The sequence below is a fragment of the Clostridium sp. 1001283B150210_160208_E6 genome (genome assembly GCF_015669365.1).
In the GTDB taxonomy this organism is placed as follows: Bacteria; Bacillota; Clostridia; order Clostridiales; family Clostridiaceae; genus Clostridium; species Clostridium paraputrificum.
In genome coordinates this window covers 91,837-107,335 of the sequence record NZ_JADPAA010000006.1, presented here as the reverse complement: position 1 = coordinate 107,335, position 15,499 = coordinate 91,837, and the positions used below count along the sequence as shown (strand labels likewise).

Genomic DNA, 15,499 nt, shown 5'->3' with positions numbered 1-15,499 from the left:
TTATATCTTAAAGGATGCTCATTAAGAACATTTTTATACATCTATTTCCCATTTAAATGTTCAGCTATTAATCTTGCAATATATTTAGCCGTATTCATTGCTTCTCGTGTGGTATTAACGTTACCTCCACATTCTATTAGCAAGGATCCATCTGACAAGCCAAGATTAGGGCCACATTTTGCTTTTTTATAATCTGTCCTTTGTCTTAATAAGCCCGGAAATAATTCATTAGCCTTTCCTTCAAACTCGTCTACTAACGCTTTATTAGCAGCATATCTACCACTATTTTGTCCTAACACAAACATTATCTTAGCAACATCTTCATTATTAATATTTGCAGTTACTGTCTTTTTCTGTGGACCACCATCTCTATGCAAATCTATAACCAAATCAAAATCTCCATACTTTTTCAAATATGATTTAACTGTATTTCCTGATACCTCGTAACAAGTTGTAAAGGATAAATAATGATTAGTTTTATCATGTATTACTGAAATACCATAATCATTTTCTAAAATCCTAGTTAATTCTTCTCCAATCCCTACTACATTCTTACTATTATCCACTGTATCACTAGGTCCATCTGAATAACCTTCTGTAGTATGGGTATGGTATATTAAAACTCGAGGTTTTGAATGATCTATATTTGTTTTTAAACTTTCATCATAAACCCCGCTCACCTTTGACTCAGTGGGCTCTACCTTTGAAACTGATTCATCATTTAAGAAAAATGGATTTACTGTTATAGATGCAATACTTGCATCTTGTTCACTAAAGCCTTGCTTAAAAAAGCTTATTTCATTATTTATTATTCCAAAATGGCTTAAATTATTGAGCCCTAAGGCTTCCAAGCATACATTTTTTAAAGTCATACTACTCTCATGATAATCCGATTCGTCATAAGCCTGTTCTTCAAATAGGGGTAATCCAAAATTTAGCATTTGCACATATGCATAGCCCCCTCTTTCACTACTAGATATTAGAACCTTATATACTCTAAATGCAAATAAGGTAATACAAGCTAATAAAACTACTATACCAATATTTATTTTAGGCCCTATTCCTGGTTTCTTTATTCCTTTTTTATACATATCTTTCTAACCCCCTAGCCTTAAATATTATTACTTTAATATTTATATGAGGGTTTTACATAATTATTATTGTTTTATTCTAATTTAAAAATTTATTTATATCTTCCATTGTCATATTAGGTTGCAGTGCTATATTAATTCCATTAGATATAATTTTTGATAAAGACTCTATCATTAAATCAATCTCTTTTGGTGTAACAACTAAATCTCCTACAAAAGGTTCTAATACTTCTCTTATTAATGCCCCTTTTTCATTTCTATCAATGTTTTTAAGCATATTAAAGAACTCTTTTCCCTCTTCTGCTTGATTTATAAAGCTATCTAACACCAAATCTATAGTATCATTAGCTATAGTTGATGCATGCACCACTGTAGGAACACCTATTGCTATTACCTTAACACCTAAAGTTTCTTCATTTATTTTCATTCTATTATTTCCAACCCCAGCTCCTGGAGATATTCCTGCATCACTTATTTGTATGGTCTTATTTACTCTTTCTACCTTTCTTGAAGCTAGTGCATCAATACAAAGTACTAAATCTGGCTTTATCTTTTCCACCAAAGACTTAATTATTTCTCCTGTTTCAATACCTGTCACTCCTAACACACCAGGTGCTATAGCTGCTACAGGAATAACACTATCATCAATAGCCTCTGGCATAACTGCCTTCAAATGCCTTGTTACCATAATTCCTTCTACAACCTTTGGCCCTAAAGCATCAGGTGTTACCTGCCAATTCCCAAGGCCTACAACTAATGCTGTTTCATTCTCCTTTATTCCTGCTAGATTTTTCAAAGTTACTCCAAGCACCTTTGAAACACCATCCATAAGCTCTCCATCATAAGCTGTATATTCTGGAATATCTAAGGTTATATAAGTTCCTATAGGTTTGCCCATCTTATTTGCTCCGTCTTCATTGGTAATTTCCACCGTAGTCACTATAGTTCCTTCTATGTCTTCTTCTGTTACAATAACACCATCAATATTCGATTTATTCTGTTCTTTATAAAAATCTCTAGATTCAATAGCTAAGTCTGTTCTTACATTTATCATTACTCCACCTCATCACAATAATAGTCTCATTTGTATTTTTCCGTTTTACATAAATTTAATACTTGAATATAGAAACTTTCAATGCTATAATATGGTGTGTTGAATATGACTCGTACGCAGATTTCCCCAAAAACTGCAGAGGCCCTATAAAATTTAGAGGGGGTGAATTAAGAATGGCAAACATTAAATCAGCAAAGAAGAGAATTAAAGTTACTCAAACTAAGACTTTACAAAACAGAATGGTTAAGTCAGCGTTAAAGACTACTATAAAGAAGTTCGAAGCTGCTGTTCAAGCTAACAACGCTGAAGAAGCTAAAACTTCATTTGTAGGTGTTACTAAGGCTATCGATATGGCTGCTCAAAAGGGAGTTATCCATAAGAACATGGCTGCTAGAAAGAAGTCAAGATTAGCTGCAAAGTTAAACGCTATGGCGTAATTGTATAAACCGACCTAATTTAGGTCGGTTATTTACTTTTTATAAGAAAAAAGTATTGTATAAATCCATACAATACTTTTATTTTTTTACCATTAATGTATTTAATAATAGTAGTTCAAGTTCCATAGTCTTATCTATTCCACTACTTTTTAATCTATTTTCAGTTTCTATACACAATTTAAGTAGTCCTTCTAACTGTCTTATTGAAAACTTAGAACTCAAATTAATAAGCTTCTCACATACAAATGCAGGAACCCTTAGTTCAGACATGAAATCTTCAACTCTTTTTCCTTGAGATAACCCAACCTTTATTCCATATAGTTTTTTAAACTGTAATTCAATAGATGTTATAATAAGCATATGTTGATCTGCCTTAAATAAAAGGTCATCCATAATATCTATGGCTCTTTCTATTTTTCTTTGGGATATTAAATCTACAAGATCAAATATATCCTCTTCACTTTTTGAAGGAAGTAACTTATCTATATCTTCTTTTTTTATATCTCTTCCATTTGCATAATTAACCAACTTATCTACTTCTCTTTTTATTATATCGAAGTTATTTTGCACCTTTTCAGCAAAGTATCTTACTTCAATCTTACCAATCCTTGCTCCAGACTCTATAAATATATCTTCTATTTTTTTATAGTATCTATCCCTTTTTAACTTATCAAATTGAACTATTGTAGTTATTTTATCTAAAGCCATTAACTTTTTATTTTTTTTAGCAGTTTCTCTCTTATCTCCAAAAACATAGTACATTACTAATAAAGTATGAGGAGGAACATCCTTTAAATAATCTTTAATGGCATTATACATCTTTGTACCACTACTATCTGTCTTATCCTTTAAAAAATTAGCTCTATACACTAATACAACTTTCTTTTCACTCATGAAAGGCATTGTTTCACAGGCATTTAAAATATCATCCATTGTGGTAGTTAAACCATCTAACTTTATATAATTAAGATCTCCAAATCCATCTTCTAAAAAAGGTTTAGTTAATAAATTTACCCCATCTTTTATTAATTCTTCATCTAAGCCACAAAATACATAAGAATTTTTAATGGAGTTCTGTTTAACTTCCTTTTCAAATATATCATAAGTAATCAAAGTAATCCGCCTTTCCGACTTATATATTAATATGTAAATATTTTATTATCCAAAATAATAATCCCTCGTACATTTCCTTCTACGAAATCTATTATATCACAATTTTCTTCTATCTTTGACCTATTATTAATCCTAAGCAAATACTCATCCTCATTAAGTTTAAGAATAAAATTCTTGTTATTACTTTTTAACTTTATATTATCAGATATTCTTATATTTTTTCCTTCTAAAATACTACTTTGAGCCAAGTTTTCTTTTTTAAGCTTCCCTATATCTATGTTTCTTTTATTAGTTACTATTGTCCTCTCTCCTCTATAGGACAACAATAAACCACCCTCTCTTAAATAATCAAACTTTAAAAATGGACTATATATGAAAATTGAAACGCAGAAAAAAGAAATAATAGGAAATGCAATAAACTTTTTATGTCCTTTACATATAAAATAAAAGCTTATTAACATTGACATGTAAACAATGGCCAAACTTTTATGGGAAATAAAACTTGTATTGCTGAAAGCATATAACTCTTCTATAAGATAATCTAATAAATCTATACTCTTTAATAGTACAAAACTAAAGAAATCAAATATAGATGGAATAAAAGAAATAACCATGCCTAAATTCCCCAATATTATTATGAAGTTTAATATAGGTATAACTAGAATATTTCCTATTAAAAACCACATGGAAAATTCTCTAAAGGCTATAATCATTACAGGTAAAGTAAAGGCTTGTGCCCCAATTGACAAAGCTATAGTATTAGCAATATATTTAGGTAACTTATATAAATATCTACTTATTTTATTAGAAAATAATATTATCCCTAAAGTTGCTCCAAAGGATAAAATAAATCCTAACTGAAATATTGCATAGGGTTTTAATAGAATTATAATTAATGCACTTAAGGATAATCCCCCTAAAGGATTATAGCTTTTCCTTAAAGATATTGCTGAAGATGAGCATACTATCATTATTAATGCTCTTAAAGAAGAAAAGGGAATACCAGTTAAAATAACATAAAGACAGCTTAAAACTATAGCAAACTTATTACCAAAAAGCTTTTTTAGAGATAAAAATATAATACTAACATGAAGACCAGATACACTTATTGCGTGAATTATCCCTAAATTCCTCATATCTTCCTTATCTTCAGTATCTAAAAACTCAGAATATCCAAAGGATAAGGATGATACTAAAGCAGCTTTTCTTTGCCCTAGATTTTCTTTAAGTTTGTTGTAAACTTTTTTTCTTATAGAATAGATATTTCCTAAAATATCTTTGTTCAATACTTTTTGATTTTCTATTTCTAAAGTTCCAACTGTACCATCTTCTTTATTTATGTCCTTCTTAAAAACTCCAGAAATCTTAGCTCTATCTCCTAATTCTAAATTTTCTTTACTGTTTACTTTAACTCTCTTCCCCCTGTATTCCACAATGTTATAGTAGCTTTTTTCCTCTACAACCCTTATGGTTCCTATAAACTTCTCTTGTAAATTTACCCTATAAAAATTAGAATTAATAACTATACCAATTAGGAATAAAACAAATATTACCACAAAAAATTCTTTATTAGTATTTAAAACAATGAATATAAAAAAGAGGCTAGCTGAAAAAAATGCTAACCATCTATATTCATCAAAAATTCCATAAAAAACAGAACTCACCATAAAAGATAGAGTTATATAAATAATGGGGCTTTTCACTTTTTCTATATTCTCAATAAACATAGACTTTTCACCTCATTAATTTATACTTGCCACCTTTTTTACAATTAATTCAATTATTAAGTATGTAACTAATATAATTACTAAGCTTATCACTTCATATAAAGTAAATGAGACACCATTAATTATTCCCAATATACCTATTGATAAAATCCATATAAAAATAGATGAATAGAGTAAAATACTACCTATATTAATATCAAATAATTTTGTTTTTAAATTTACAATAATATTTATTAATAAGCTCCCTGTAAAGACTATTAAAAATACAATCTCACATTGTCCCTTTATAATATAGGATGCCAAAAATGTTAACACACTACATGCTAATATTTTAACTATACTAAGACCTATACCCTCACTCTTAAGGCCATATTTTAAAACTCCAACTGTTAAAATTGAAAAAATAACCAAGTTAGTAATAAGTACAGGAATGAAATCTCCCCCAACTTTATAATCAATTAATGATATTAGATTTAATGATATTAGCTGAGACAATAAAAACATTAATGTTATTTTTTTACATGAATATAGGTTCTTCATAAAACTTTGTGATACATCAAAAAGATTTAAAAATTTATTCAAGTAATTATCTTTTATAAATAAGTCAGAAACTTTTTTTACTATCTCTGGTGCTTTACCTTTGCTTATCCCTACTTTAGCTATACCTAAAGAAGATAAATCCCCTAAGGTTTCACCTGCAACCCCTACCTTATAACCATCCTGATTAAATAACCCTACTATTTTACTTTTTATTTCAGGATTTACCCTTGAAAATATTTTAGCTTTAGACAGAACTCCAATTAGCTCTTCTTTAGATAAATAGTCTAATTCTATTCCCGAAATAACTAATGATGGGTCTGATATTAGTCTAGTTTTTTGTCCTATAGCAGTTGCTGCTATTTTATTGTCATCTGTAAACAGTATAGGTATTATTCCTCTTTGCTTTATATTAAGAATTTGCTTGTCTACATCATCAATAATAGGATTTTCTAATGCAACTATTCCAACAAACACTAAATTACTTTCAACATTTTCTGAAAGTGATGGTTGATAATTAAAACTTCTATAAGCAACTCCCTGTGTTTTAAGACCTTCTACAGAATAATTAAAATCTAAGGCTTTTATCATCTTAATATCTTCATTTGTAATTTCTTTTTCTAAACCATCTATCATTATATGAGTACATCTCTCAAGTACTTTGTCTACATCTCCCCTTATATTTGCTCTATATCCCTTTTTAGATTTATTTAAAGTTGTTAACATTCTTTTATCAGAATCCATAGGTACTTCAAATATTCTTTTATGCTTACTATCTAATAAAGATTTATATATTCTATTATTAGAAGCAAAACGTATGTATGCAATTTCACTTAAATCGCCACTACCATCATCTGTTTCAATGTTATAAGTAGAGTTATTACATAATAAAAGAATATCCATAAGTCTATTAATATTAATATCTTTTTTATAATCTATTTTATCAATATCATATAACTTATTATTTGATACGATTCCCTTAACAACCATCTTATTTAAAGTTATTGAACCAACCTTATCTAAAAATAATATCTCTAAATCTTTTACTAACTCTAAGGTAGATGTATTAATAAGTTCAATTCCATCATTATTAAGATCTTTTTTCAAGATATAAATATATGCATTTAATATTAATTCTACAGGTATAATTCCTAATAAGAATAATGAAACAGATATAAGTTCTTTATTTAATAGATAAATTATAATATTTACACCGGAAATTAATAGATATAATTTATTAATATTCTTATCCAACATAGATCTAAGAGTGTTCTTATTACTATTAGCATAATTCATTACAGTTAAAAGTTTACCAAGCTGAGTATTATTCCCTGTAGATATTACTATACCTGCACCTTCACCTTCTTTTATAACTGTTCCCTTAAACAGGATATTTTTCATCTCACTAATAGATGATACTTCTCCACCTATCTTACTCTCATACTTGTCCTTTAGAAAGTGCTCTCCAGTTACATTCTTCTCATCAACTTTAATATCATGAGCCCTAATGACTCTCATATCAGCTGCTATAAGTGATCCTTTTCTTACATAAACTATATCTCCAACAACCAAATCTTCTGCTTTAACAATTTTCTCAACACCATCTCTAAGTACAGAAACAGTTGTGTAATTTATATTTTGTAAAAATTCCACTTGCTTCTTCTTCTGGTAAATATTTAACCACCTTAAGAAAATATTTGAGAACAATATAATAGTAACAAATAATGCTAGTACATAACTTTTGTTCACTAAAAGAAATATATCTATAAATAAACAAATAAATAAATATATACTTATTAGTTCTTTTATGTATGAAAAAATCCCACCGCTTCCAAGTGGTAACTTTATTTTATTATCTCCATATGCTTCTCTTCTTTTAGGAACTGATTCCTCTGACAATCCTTTATGTATATCACTACTTAATTTTTCAATAATAAACTTCCATGTATTGTTATAATAGAAATTCAAGTTTCCTCCCCCAATCCCTAGAAAATTAACTTTTTTAGTAAGCTATAATATAACTATACACATAAATAAAAGACGAGGATAGTCTTTTTCCCTCATCTTTTGTCATTTTATTTTTTAGTTTTAGGGTTAAATATAAGTGCCATTATATATCCAAAGAAGATTGCAGCTGTTATTCCTCCTGCAGTGCCTGTTATTCCTCCAGTAAATGCTCCTAATAATCCAGATTCATCTACTGCTTTCATAGCAGACTTTGCTAAAGTATTTCCAAATCCAGGTAATGGAATAGTTGCCCCAGCTCCTCCAAAATCAATTAACTTATCATATATTCCAAAGGCACCAAGTATAGTACCTAAAGTTACAAATATAACTAAAATTCTAGCTGGAGTAAGCTTTGTAGTGTCCATTAATATTTGAGCTACAACGCATATTAATCCTCCAACAACAAACGCCTTGATAAATTCCAAAGAAAACCATCTCCTTATTGATTCATTTCAATAGCAACAGCATGAGCAATTCCTGGAATACTTTCTCCTTGAAGAGAAGAAGTTGTGCTCATTAACGCTCCTGTTGATACTAATAAAACACTCTTTATTTCTTTTCTCATTAATTTCTTATATAAATATCCTGAAGCAACTACAGCAGAACATCCACATCCACTTCCACCTGCATCAGTATTTTGTGCTTCACTATTAAATATAATATCTCCACAATCAATATGGTTATCTCTCATATCATATCCGTATTCCAACAAAAGCTTATCAGTCATTTGTTTTCCTACTCTTCCAAGGTCACCAGTTGCAATGATATCATAATCCTTTGGTGTTCTTCCTGTATCTTTAAAGTGCTTATAAATTGTATCTACTGCTGCTGGTGTCATTGCAGCTCCCATATTGTTAGCATCCATAACACCATAATCTTTTACAAGACCAGTTGTAACATATCTTACCTCTGGAAAATCTCCTTCTTTTCCTAGAACCATAGCTCCTGCACCTGTTACAGTCCACTGAGCTGTTTGAGATCTCTGAGCTCCATACTCTAAAGGAAATCTAAATTGTCTTTCAGCTGCACTAAAATGTGAAGATGTTGCTGCTATAACATAATCTGCAAAACCTCCATCCATAATTAATGATGCCAAACTTAAAGATTCTGACATTGTTGAACAGGCTCCATAAAGGCCAAAGAAAGGTATTTCAAATTCTCTTGCAGCAAAGCTTGATGATATTATTTGATTTAATAAATCTCCTGCAAATAAATAATTTATATCACTCTGTTGTAATCCTGCTCTTTTTATAGATTCTTTTATTGCATTAAACATCATATCACTTTCTGCTTTTTCATAACTATCTTTTCCACATGTATCATCATTTAATACTTCATCAAAGTATGTCTTTAATGGTCCTTGCCCTTCCTTAGGTCCTACCACAGAATAAGTTGAAATTATTTTAGGAGGATGAGATAACTCTATAGTTTGTGTCCCTCTTCTCTTAATTGATTGCATACCCATTTCAATACCTCCTCTTTAAAGTTTAGTAATTATATAATAAACAATTCCTACAATAACCGATGATCCAACTCCATAAACCAGAACCGGTCCAGCAATGGTAAACATTTTTGCAGCAACTCCAAAAACAAAACCTTCCTTTTTGAATTCAATGGCCGGTGCTACTATAGCATTAGAAAATCCAGTTATAGGCACTACTGTTCCAGCACCAGCATAAGCTGCAATTTTATCGTATATTCCAACACCTGTAAGTAATGCTCCTAAGAAAACCATGCAAATTGATGTTATAGCTCCTATCTCATCCTTTGAAAAATCATAATTCTTTAAAACAGTCATTATAACTTGACCTAAATCACATATTAATCCTCCAACTAAAAATGCTCTTATGCAATTTTTTACTATCTGTGGTTTAGGCTCTACTTCCTTCTCTAAGGTCTGAAACCTTTGAATAATACTTCTTTCTCTGACCATAAATTGTCACACTCCTTTTAGAATTGCTACTCATAGTATTTGTAAAAAATCCATTCTAAATCAGAAAGTTTATGGTAAAATAACCACTATTACTAACCTTTGTCCTTTTTTTGTGAATATGTTATCATAAAAATAATATAATAAGCTTATTTGCTTTAATATTGAAAATCTAAATTTTAAAGGAGATAGTTATGAAGAAAAAAGTCTTTACTTTATTTTTGAGTATATTTTTTGTATTTAGTATATCTTCAAGAGCTTTTGCTACAAAAGAATTAGATCAAAACAGAAGTGATTTTAATGAAATTTCATCTTCTCTAAAAGATATAGATAATGAAATTTCAACTCTAAATGATGAAATATATAGCATTGAAAAAGATATAAAGAATAACGAACTTGAAATACAAAAGACTAAAAAAGAAATAGAAACTATTGAAGATAAAATAGAGGGTTTAAAAATTGAAATATCAGAAAATGAGGAGATTCTTTCTCATAGAATAAGAGAAATGTATAAGAGCGGTAGTACTGGAAATATTACAGTTTTACTATCTTTACTAGAATCTAATAGTTTTTCCGAAATGTCAGACAGGCTTTATGCTTACCAATCTATAATTAAAATGGACAAAAAACTTATAGAAGATAATAAAACAAAAATGTCAGAACTAGAAGAGTCTTCAGAAGCTATTAAGCATAAACAAGAAAATCTTCAAGCTATAAATAAAGATATTAATGAAAAACTTTCTTTAACAAAAGAAAAGAAAGCTGAAGTTGATAAAAAGAAGGTAGACTTATTAAATGAAAAAGAGAAGATTGCTAATAAGATAAAAGAAAATGAAGAAAAATTAATCTCTCATCAATTATCTATAGTTTATTCAGATAATCCTACTTATAGCCAACTTAATGATGCAATTATTAATTTAAAAGGATTATTACCACAGATATCTACCGCTTCTGTAAAATCAAAAATAAATTCTGCTATATCAGAAGCACAATATAATTTATCATTAATGAATAATAATTCTAATTCATCAAACGATGATAGTAATACTTCTTATAAAGCAACTTATCAAATGGAAGCAACTGCTTATTATGGTCACGGAATTACTGCTATGGGTACAAAACCTGTTAGAGACCCTAATGGACTAAGTACAGTAGCTGTAGATAAGACTGTTATTCCTTTAGGTAGTAAATTATATATTCCTGGGTATGGATATGCTATAGCAGCAGATACTGGTGGAGCAATTAAACAAATGAAAATAGACTTATTTATGAATACAAGAGAAGAATGTTATGCCTTTGGAAGAAGAAATGTTACAGTTCATGTAATTGCTTATCCTGGAGAATGGTAGCAGAATTAAAAAAGGTTGTCGCTTTTAGCAACAACCTTTTTTAATCCTGTAATTTATCTCTCATTACATTTAAAACTTTCTTTTCAATTCTAGATACCTGAACTTGGCTTATTCCTAGCATCTTTGCTACTTGCACTTGAGTTTTATCTTTAAAATATCTCAGCATAATTATTTGTCTAGACTTCTCATCTAGGGATCTTAATGCTTCTTTAAGTGCAATTTTATCAATCATATCGTTATCTTCTACACCTTTTTCACTTAACTTATCTATAAGCAATACAGGTGCTCCATCGTCCTGATGTATAGTATCATATAAGTATTGTAAACTAGATGCTGATTCAACAGCAAAAACTAAATCTTCTTTTTCTATACCTGAATACTCAGATAATTCCTCAATTGTTGGTTCTCTGTCTAGCTGTTTTGTTAATTCTTCCTTATCGAAATGAATCTTTCTTGCAAGACTTTTAATATTTCTACTTACTTTTATCATCCCGTCATCTCTTAGAAATCTTTTGATTTCCCCTACAATCATTGGAACTGCATAAGTAGAAAATTTCACATTAAATGATGCATCAAAGTTTTTTATTGCTTTGACTAACCCTATAGAGCCAATTTGAAATATATCCTCATAATCATATCCTCTATTTAAAAACTTTTTACTTAATGAAGATACAAGTGGAAGGTTCATTTCTATAAGTCTATTCATCGCTACTTCATCTCCAGCCTTAGCTAATGGAAGTAGCTGAGAGTTATCATCATAATTGTATTCCTCTCGTTTAAAATTCCCTTTCTCCATCTTTTTTTCACCTAACTTACTGAATCAAATTTCTTCTTTAATACCACCCTTGTACCTCTTCCTTCTTGGCTTTCAACTTGAAGGCTATCCATAAATGTTTCCATTACGGTGAAACCCATCCCTGATCTTTCTAAATCTGGTCTAGATGTAAATAATGGTTCTCTAGCTTGACTTACATCTTTAATTCCTTTACCATTATCTGAAATAATTATAGTTATGTCATTACCAGACAACATTGCTTCTATAACAACTATTCCATCCTTTTTATTTTCATATCCATGAATTATAGAGTTTGTAACAGCTTCTGATACTGCTGTTTTTACATCTGTAATTTCTTCTATTGTTGGATCTAGTTGAGAAACAAATGCTGCTATTGCTACTCTTGCAAAGCCCTCATTTTGGGACTTACTTTCAAATTCAATTTTTATCTTATTATCATACATGAAAACCCCTCCATCAAATGCACTTCAATGCTTCATCAACATCTCTATAGTGATTGATAATTTTAAATAACCCAGACAATTCAAATACTCTGTTAACTCCTCTACTTACATCAACAACGCACAGAGCACCACCTCTAGACGTCATCTTCTTAAATCTTCCAACAACTACTCCTATACCGGAGCTATCCATGAATGTTACTCCACCAAAGTTTAAAATTAACCTTTGAGCATTTTCTCTTTCTATTCTATCATCTATCTTTGCTCTTACTTCTTCTGCACTATGATGATCTAATTCTCCAATTAAGTTTGCTATTAGCGTATTATTACTTTTTTCAAACTTTAGATACATATATAATTTACTCTAAAGATTTCCTTAGAGTACTTCACCTCCTCCTCAGGCCCTTTTTCCATATTTTAGCATATATAATTATGTTAAGTCAATGTTTACATGTAATTTTATTCCTATTTTCTGTAATATAATATATTTTAATAATAAAATCTTTATTTTTCACATTGTTACACCATTATATCCCTACAGATGTTTCGACTTTCCACTTTCTATTGTCACATTGATTAATTGTACTAAAGGTAAAGAAATTATAAGTTAAAAAGGATCGTATCAAAAACAACATTTTTGATACAATCCCTTTAAATATTTCTATTTAGATTTCCCCTTATACTTCTCAACTTCTTTTTCTATTATCTTAAATAAATCTTTATATGATGTTTTATTGTCTAACATCATAACTTCTATAGCATCCTGTAAGTTCTCCATTGTATAAATATGGAACTCACCCTTTTCTATAGCTTCTTCAACTTCCTTATTAAGAACTAAATCCTCACTATTAGTTATAGGAATTAATACTCCCTTATCTTTCGTATCATCTAATAGTTTGCAAACCTTGTAGAATCCTTCTATCTTTTCGTTTACTCCACCTATAGCTTGAACCTCTCCAAATTGATTTATAGACCCTGTAACTGCAATATTCTGCTTTATTCCAACCTTACTTAAAGATGAAAGTATGCAAAGTATTTCTGCAACTGAGGCACTATCACCATCTATTTGTCCATAGGTTTGTTCAAAGCTTAAATGAAAATCTACAGGCAACTTTTCATAAGGAATTATTAAATTACTTAGTAATCCACTTAAGATATTTATAGATTTTTCATGGATACTTCCTGACATGTTACTTTCCTTTTGAATATCTAATATCTTACCTTCACCTTTACATGCTACACAGGTAAGTCTCATAGGCTTTCCAAAAGTAAAATATCCAGAACTTAATACAGCAAGTCCATTTATAGCTCCAACTTTCTCGCCACTTAGTGTTAAAATTATCTTACTATCTTCATACATCTCTAGTATCTCATCTTCAATTAAGGACTTTTCATATGCAACATCTCTTATGTCCTTATCAGATATAATTTCTCTACCATCTAGTTCAACAATATTATTTGCTAATATAAGAAGTCTGTCTATATTTTTATCTTCAATACATATCTTGCCTCTACATTCTGCCACTCTAGATAAATATTTAATTATTTCTTTTATTGCATCATCACTTACTTTATTTATATAATGCTTTTTCCCTCTATCCAAAATATAATCTTTTAAAACTTTTCCTTTTATAGGTTGATTCTTCACGTAATTAGAAAACTCAACTCTTATTGGGAATAATGATTTAAAATCCTCATCTGCATTATATAAAATATCATAGCTCTCATAGTCGCCAATTAAAATTACCTTTACATTTACAGGCACAGCTTTAGGTTTAACTCCATTAATGGAGATAATATCTAGATATCCTCTAGATGAATCTATACTTACCTTTCCAGACATTAAGGTCTTCTTCAAATAATAATAACTATAATTATTCATTGCCAATTGATTTAATCTAATTATGACACATCCTTCGTTAGCTTGAAGCATTGAGCCGGGATTTATTAAAGATAAATCAGTTGAGTAAAGTCCATTATGATTCTCATATTCTATATTTCCAAATAAGTTAGTCACATTAGGATCTTCTTCATAGATAACTCTAGGGTTTTTATTATTTGTGTTATCTACTAATACTGATATATCATACTTATCTAATACTTCATTAATATCTGACTCATCATCCTCTACATTCATAGTATAGCAATCAACTAGTTCTTTCTCTATACTATAAAATACCTTTTCAAGGTATTCATAAGCATCATCATCATCTATAAAATTTAATAAGCAATCTTCTTTTTCATCTTCCATTTCTACATCCATGAATTCAGCATATATACCTTTTAGCCTCTTCATAGAGGTAAGCTCTATATCTTTAAGTTTCTCCAAAACAACTTCTGCTTTTTTCTTTAAATTAGATGCCTTTAAAACTATAGAATCCTTATTTTCTTCTGATAATTCATCATATTCCTTTTCTGTCATTGCTTCTCCTTCTTTTAAAGGAATAAACGCAAAGCCTCCATTAGTGGCCTTAACATCGAAGCCGTCTATTTTAGCCATCTCCATTAATTCACCAATATAGGTTGTTCTTTTGCTATGAACATCATCTATTATACTATCTTTTTCTGATTCAGAAGATGTATTATAAAATTCCATAGCCACTTCATAATAACTATTCTTAATATTCTCTATAGTTTCTTTTAGTTTAGCACCCTTTCCATTAGTTAAAAAAATAGGCTCTGGTCTCTTAGGATCATTTATAGTAGCGTAACAAATATCCTTTGGTGCTTCTGCACTTTTGTACAAATTTTCTATAAACTTAGTTAAATTTTCTAACTTATCCTTAGAGAAGGAGTCTATTATATATAAGTTATAACCTTCTTCATCAATACTGATAGCTCTCTTTATTTTTTCATAAGCAGAGGTTATTTCGGGAATATCCTTGAGTCTAATTTTATTATCATCACCCTCATTTAAGTCCACATTAAATAGTACCTCATTTGGAGTTAACTCTCTCTTCATTTTAATTGCCCACTTTAGAAACTGCTATATTCTACAGTATTACTCAAGTAGTTCCC

Annotated in this window: 14 protein-coding genes; 2 read left to right on the top strand and 12 right to left on the bottom strand. The window is 29.5% G+C overall.

Going from position 1 to position 15,499, the window contains the following annotated elements:
• Window positions 1-41: 41 nt before the first annotated feature.
• Both I4V16_RS08580 and gpr read right to left on the bottom strand, forming a co-directional pair.
• Window positions 42-1,091 (bottom strand): stage II sporulation protein P, encoded by a 1,050-nt coding sequence (locus I4V16_RS08580; RefSeq protein WP_111938044.1) that lies wholly within the window; start codon window positions 1,089-1,091, stop codon window positions 42-44.
• A gap of 79 nt (window positions 1,092-1,170) precedes the next feature.
• Entirely contained in the window at window positions 1,171-2,145 is a 975-nt protein-coding gene (gene gpr, locus I4V16_RS08575; RefSeq protein ID WP_111938045.1) for a GPR endopeptidase, read from the bottom strand.
• A gap of 173 nt (window positions 2,146-2,318) precedes the next feature.
• On the opposite strand from gpr, the gene rpsT reads away from it, so the two are divergent.
• The gene (rpsT, locus tag I4V16_RS08570; protein ID WP_027099563.1) at window positions 2,319-2,582 is read left to right on the top strand and encodes a 30S ribosomal protein S20; all 264 of its coding nucleotides are present in this window, start codon (window positions 2,319-2,321) and stop codon (window positions 2,580-2,582) included.
• Window positions 2,583-2,660: 78 nt separating this feature from the next.
• Here rpsT and holA read toward each other — a convergent pair whose 3' ends face one another.
• The 6 genes from holA to spoVAC all read right to left on the bottom strand — a co-directional run bounded on the left by holA (window position 2,661) and on the right by spoVAC (window position 9,899).
• A complete protein-coding gene (gene holA, locus I4V16_RS08565) occupies window positions 2,661-3,695 on the bottom strand; it encodes a DNA polymerase III subunit delta (RefSeq protein ID WP_049177246.1) in 1,035 nt (344 codons plus the stop codon).
• A gap of 26 nt (window positions 3,696-3,721) precedes the next feature.
• Window positions 3,722-5,362 carry a ComEC/Rec2 family competence protein gene (locus I4V16_RS08560; protein ID WP_207745421.1) on the bottom strand — a complete coding sequence of 547 codons (1,641 nt, stop codon included), beginning with the start codon at window positions 5,360-5,362 and terminating at the stop codon, window positions 3,722-3,724.
• A 75-nt stretch (window positions 5,363-5,437) separates the two neighbouring features.
• Window positions 5,438-7,927 carry an HAD-IC family P-type ATPase gene (locus I4V16_RS08555; RefSeq protein ID WP_195572249.1) on the bottom strand — a complete coding sequence of 830 codons (2,490 nt, stop codon included), beginning with the start codon at window positions 7,925-7,927 and terminating at the stop codon, window positions 5,438-5,440.
• 107 nt (window positions 7,928-8,034) lie between these two features.
• Complete coding sequence (gene spoVAE / locus I4V16_RS08550) at window positions 8,035-8,391, bottom strand: stage V sporulation protein AE (RefSeq protein WP_049177249.1); 357 nt, start codon at window positions 8,389-8,391, stop codon at window positions 8,035-8,037.
• 14 nt (window positions 8,392-8,405) lie between these two features.
• Window positions 8,406-9,431 (bottom strand): stage V sporulation protein AD, encoded by a 1,026-nt coding sequence (gene spoVAD / locus I4V16_RS08545; RefSeq protein ID WP_049177251.1) that lies wholly within the window; start codon window positions 9,429-9,431, stop codon window positions 8,406-8,408.
• A gap of 15 nt (window positions 9,432-9,446) precedes the next feature.
• A complete protein-coding gene (gene spoVAC, locus I4V16_RS08540; RefSeq protein WP_049177252.1) occupies window positions 9,447-9,899 on the bottom strand; it encodes a stage V sporulation protein AC in 453 nt (150 codons plus the stop codon).
• 191 nt (window positions 9,900-10,090) lie between these two features.
• Here spoVAC and I4V16_RS08535 point away from each other — a divergent pair, with 191 nt between their 5' ends.
• Window positions 10,091-11,245 (top strand): 3D domain-containing protein, encoded by a 1,155-nt coding sequence (locus I4V16_RS08535; protein ID WP_049177253.1) that lies wholly within the window; start codon window positions 10,091-10,093, stop codon window positions 11,243-11,245.
• 40 nt (window positions 11,246-11,285) lie between these two features.
• On the opposite strand, the gene sigF is transcribed toward I4V16_RS08535, so the two are convergent.
• The 4 genes from sigF to I4V16_RS08515 all read right to left on the bottom strand — a co-directional run bounded on the left by sigF (window position 11,286) and on the right by I4V16_RS08515 (window position 15,443).
• Complete coding sequence (gene sigF / locus I4V16_RS08530; RefSeq protein ID WP_027099555.1) at window positions 11,286-12,041, bottom strand: RNA polymerase sporulation sigma factor SigF; 756 nt, start codon at window positions 12,039-12,041, stop codon at window positions 11,286-11,288.
• 11 nt (window positions 12,042-12,052) lie between these two features.
• Entirely contained in the window at window positions 12,053-12,484 is a 432-nt protein-coding gene (gene spoIIAB, locus I4V16_RS08525; protein ID WP_027099554.1) for an anti-sigma F factor, read from the bottom strand.
• A gap of 13 nt (window positions 12,485-12,497) precedes the next feature.
• Window positions 12,498-12,833, bottom strand: a complete 336-nt coding sequence (gene spoIIAA / locus I4V16_RS08520) for an anti-sigma F factor antagonist (RefSeq protein ID WP_027099553.1) — start codon at window positions 12,831-12,833, stop codon at window positions 12,498-12,500.
• A 309-nt stretch (window positions 12,834-13,142) separates the two neighbouring features.
• Window positions 13,143-15,443 (bottom strand): AAA family ATPase, encoded by a 2,301-nt coding sequence (locus I4V16_RS08515; RefSeq protein ID WP_049177255.1) that lies wholly within the window; start codon window positions 15,441-15,443, stop codon window positions 13,143-13,145.
• Window positions 15,444-15,499: the final 56 nt, after the last annotated feature.

Bases quoted from the DNA above. Each gene is read 5' to 3' on its own strand.
- I4V16_RS08580 (WP_111938044.1), bottom strand. From the start codon at position 1,091: ATGTATAAAAAAGGAATAAAGAAACCAGGAATAGGGCCTAAAATAAAT.
- gpr (WP_111938045.1), bottom strand. From the start codon at position 2,145: ATGATAAATGTAAGAACAGACTTAGCTATTGAATCTAGAGATTTTTAT.
- rpsT (WP_027099563.1), top strand. From the start codon at position 2,319: ATGGCAAACATTAAATCAGCAAAGAAGAGAATTAAAGTTACTCAAACT.
- I4V16_RS08560 (WP_207745421.1), bottom strand. From the start codon at position 5,362: ATGGTGAGTTCTGTTTTTTATGGAATTTTTGATGAATATAGATGGTTA.
- spoVAD (WP_049177251.1), bottom strand. From the start codon at position 9,431: ATGGGTATGCAATCAATTAAGAGAAGAGGGACACAAACTATAGAGTTA.
- spoVAC (WP_049177252.1), bottom strand. From the start codon at position 9,899: ATGGTCAGAGAAAGAAGTATTATTCAAAGGTTTCAGACCTTAGAGAAG.
- I4V16_RS08535 (WP_049177253.1), top strand. From the start codon at position 10,091: ATGAAGAAAAAAGTCTTTACTTTATTTTTGAGTATATTTTTTGTATTT.
- sigF (WP_027099555.1), bottom strand. From the start codon at position 12,041: ATGGAGAAAGGGAATTTTAAACGAGAGGAATACAATTATGATGATAAC.
- spoIIAB (WP_027099554.1), bottom strand. From the start codon at position 12,484: ATGTATGATAATAAGATAAAAATTGAATTTGAAAGTAAGTCCCAAAAT.
- spoIIAA (WP_027099553.1), bottom strand. From the start codon at position 12,833: ATGTATCTAAAGTTTGAAAAAAGTAATAATACGCTAATAGCAAACTTA.
- I4V16_RS08515 (WP_049177255.1), bottom strand. From the start codon at position 15,443: ATGAAGAGAGAGTTAACTCCAAATGAGGTACTATTTAATGTGGACTTA.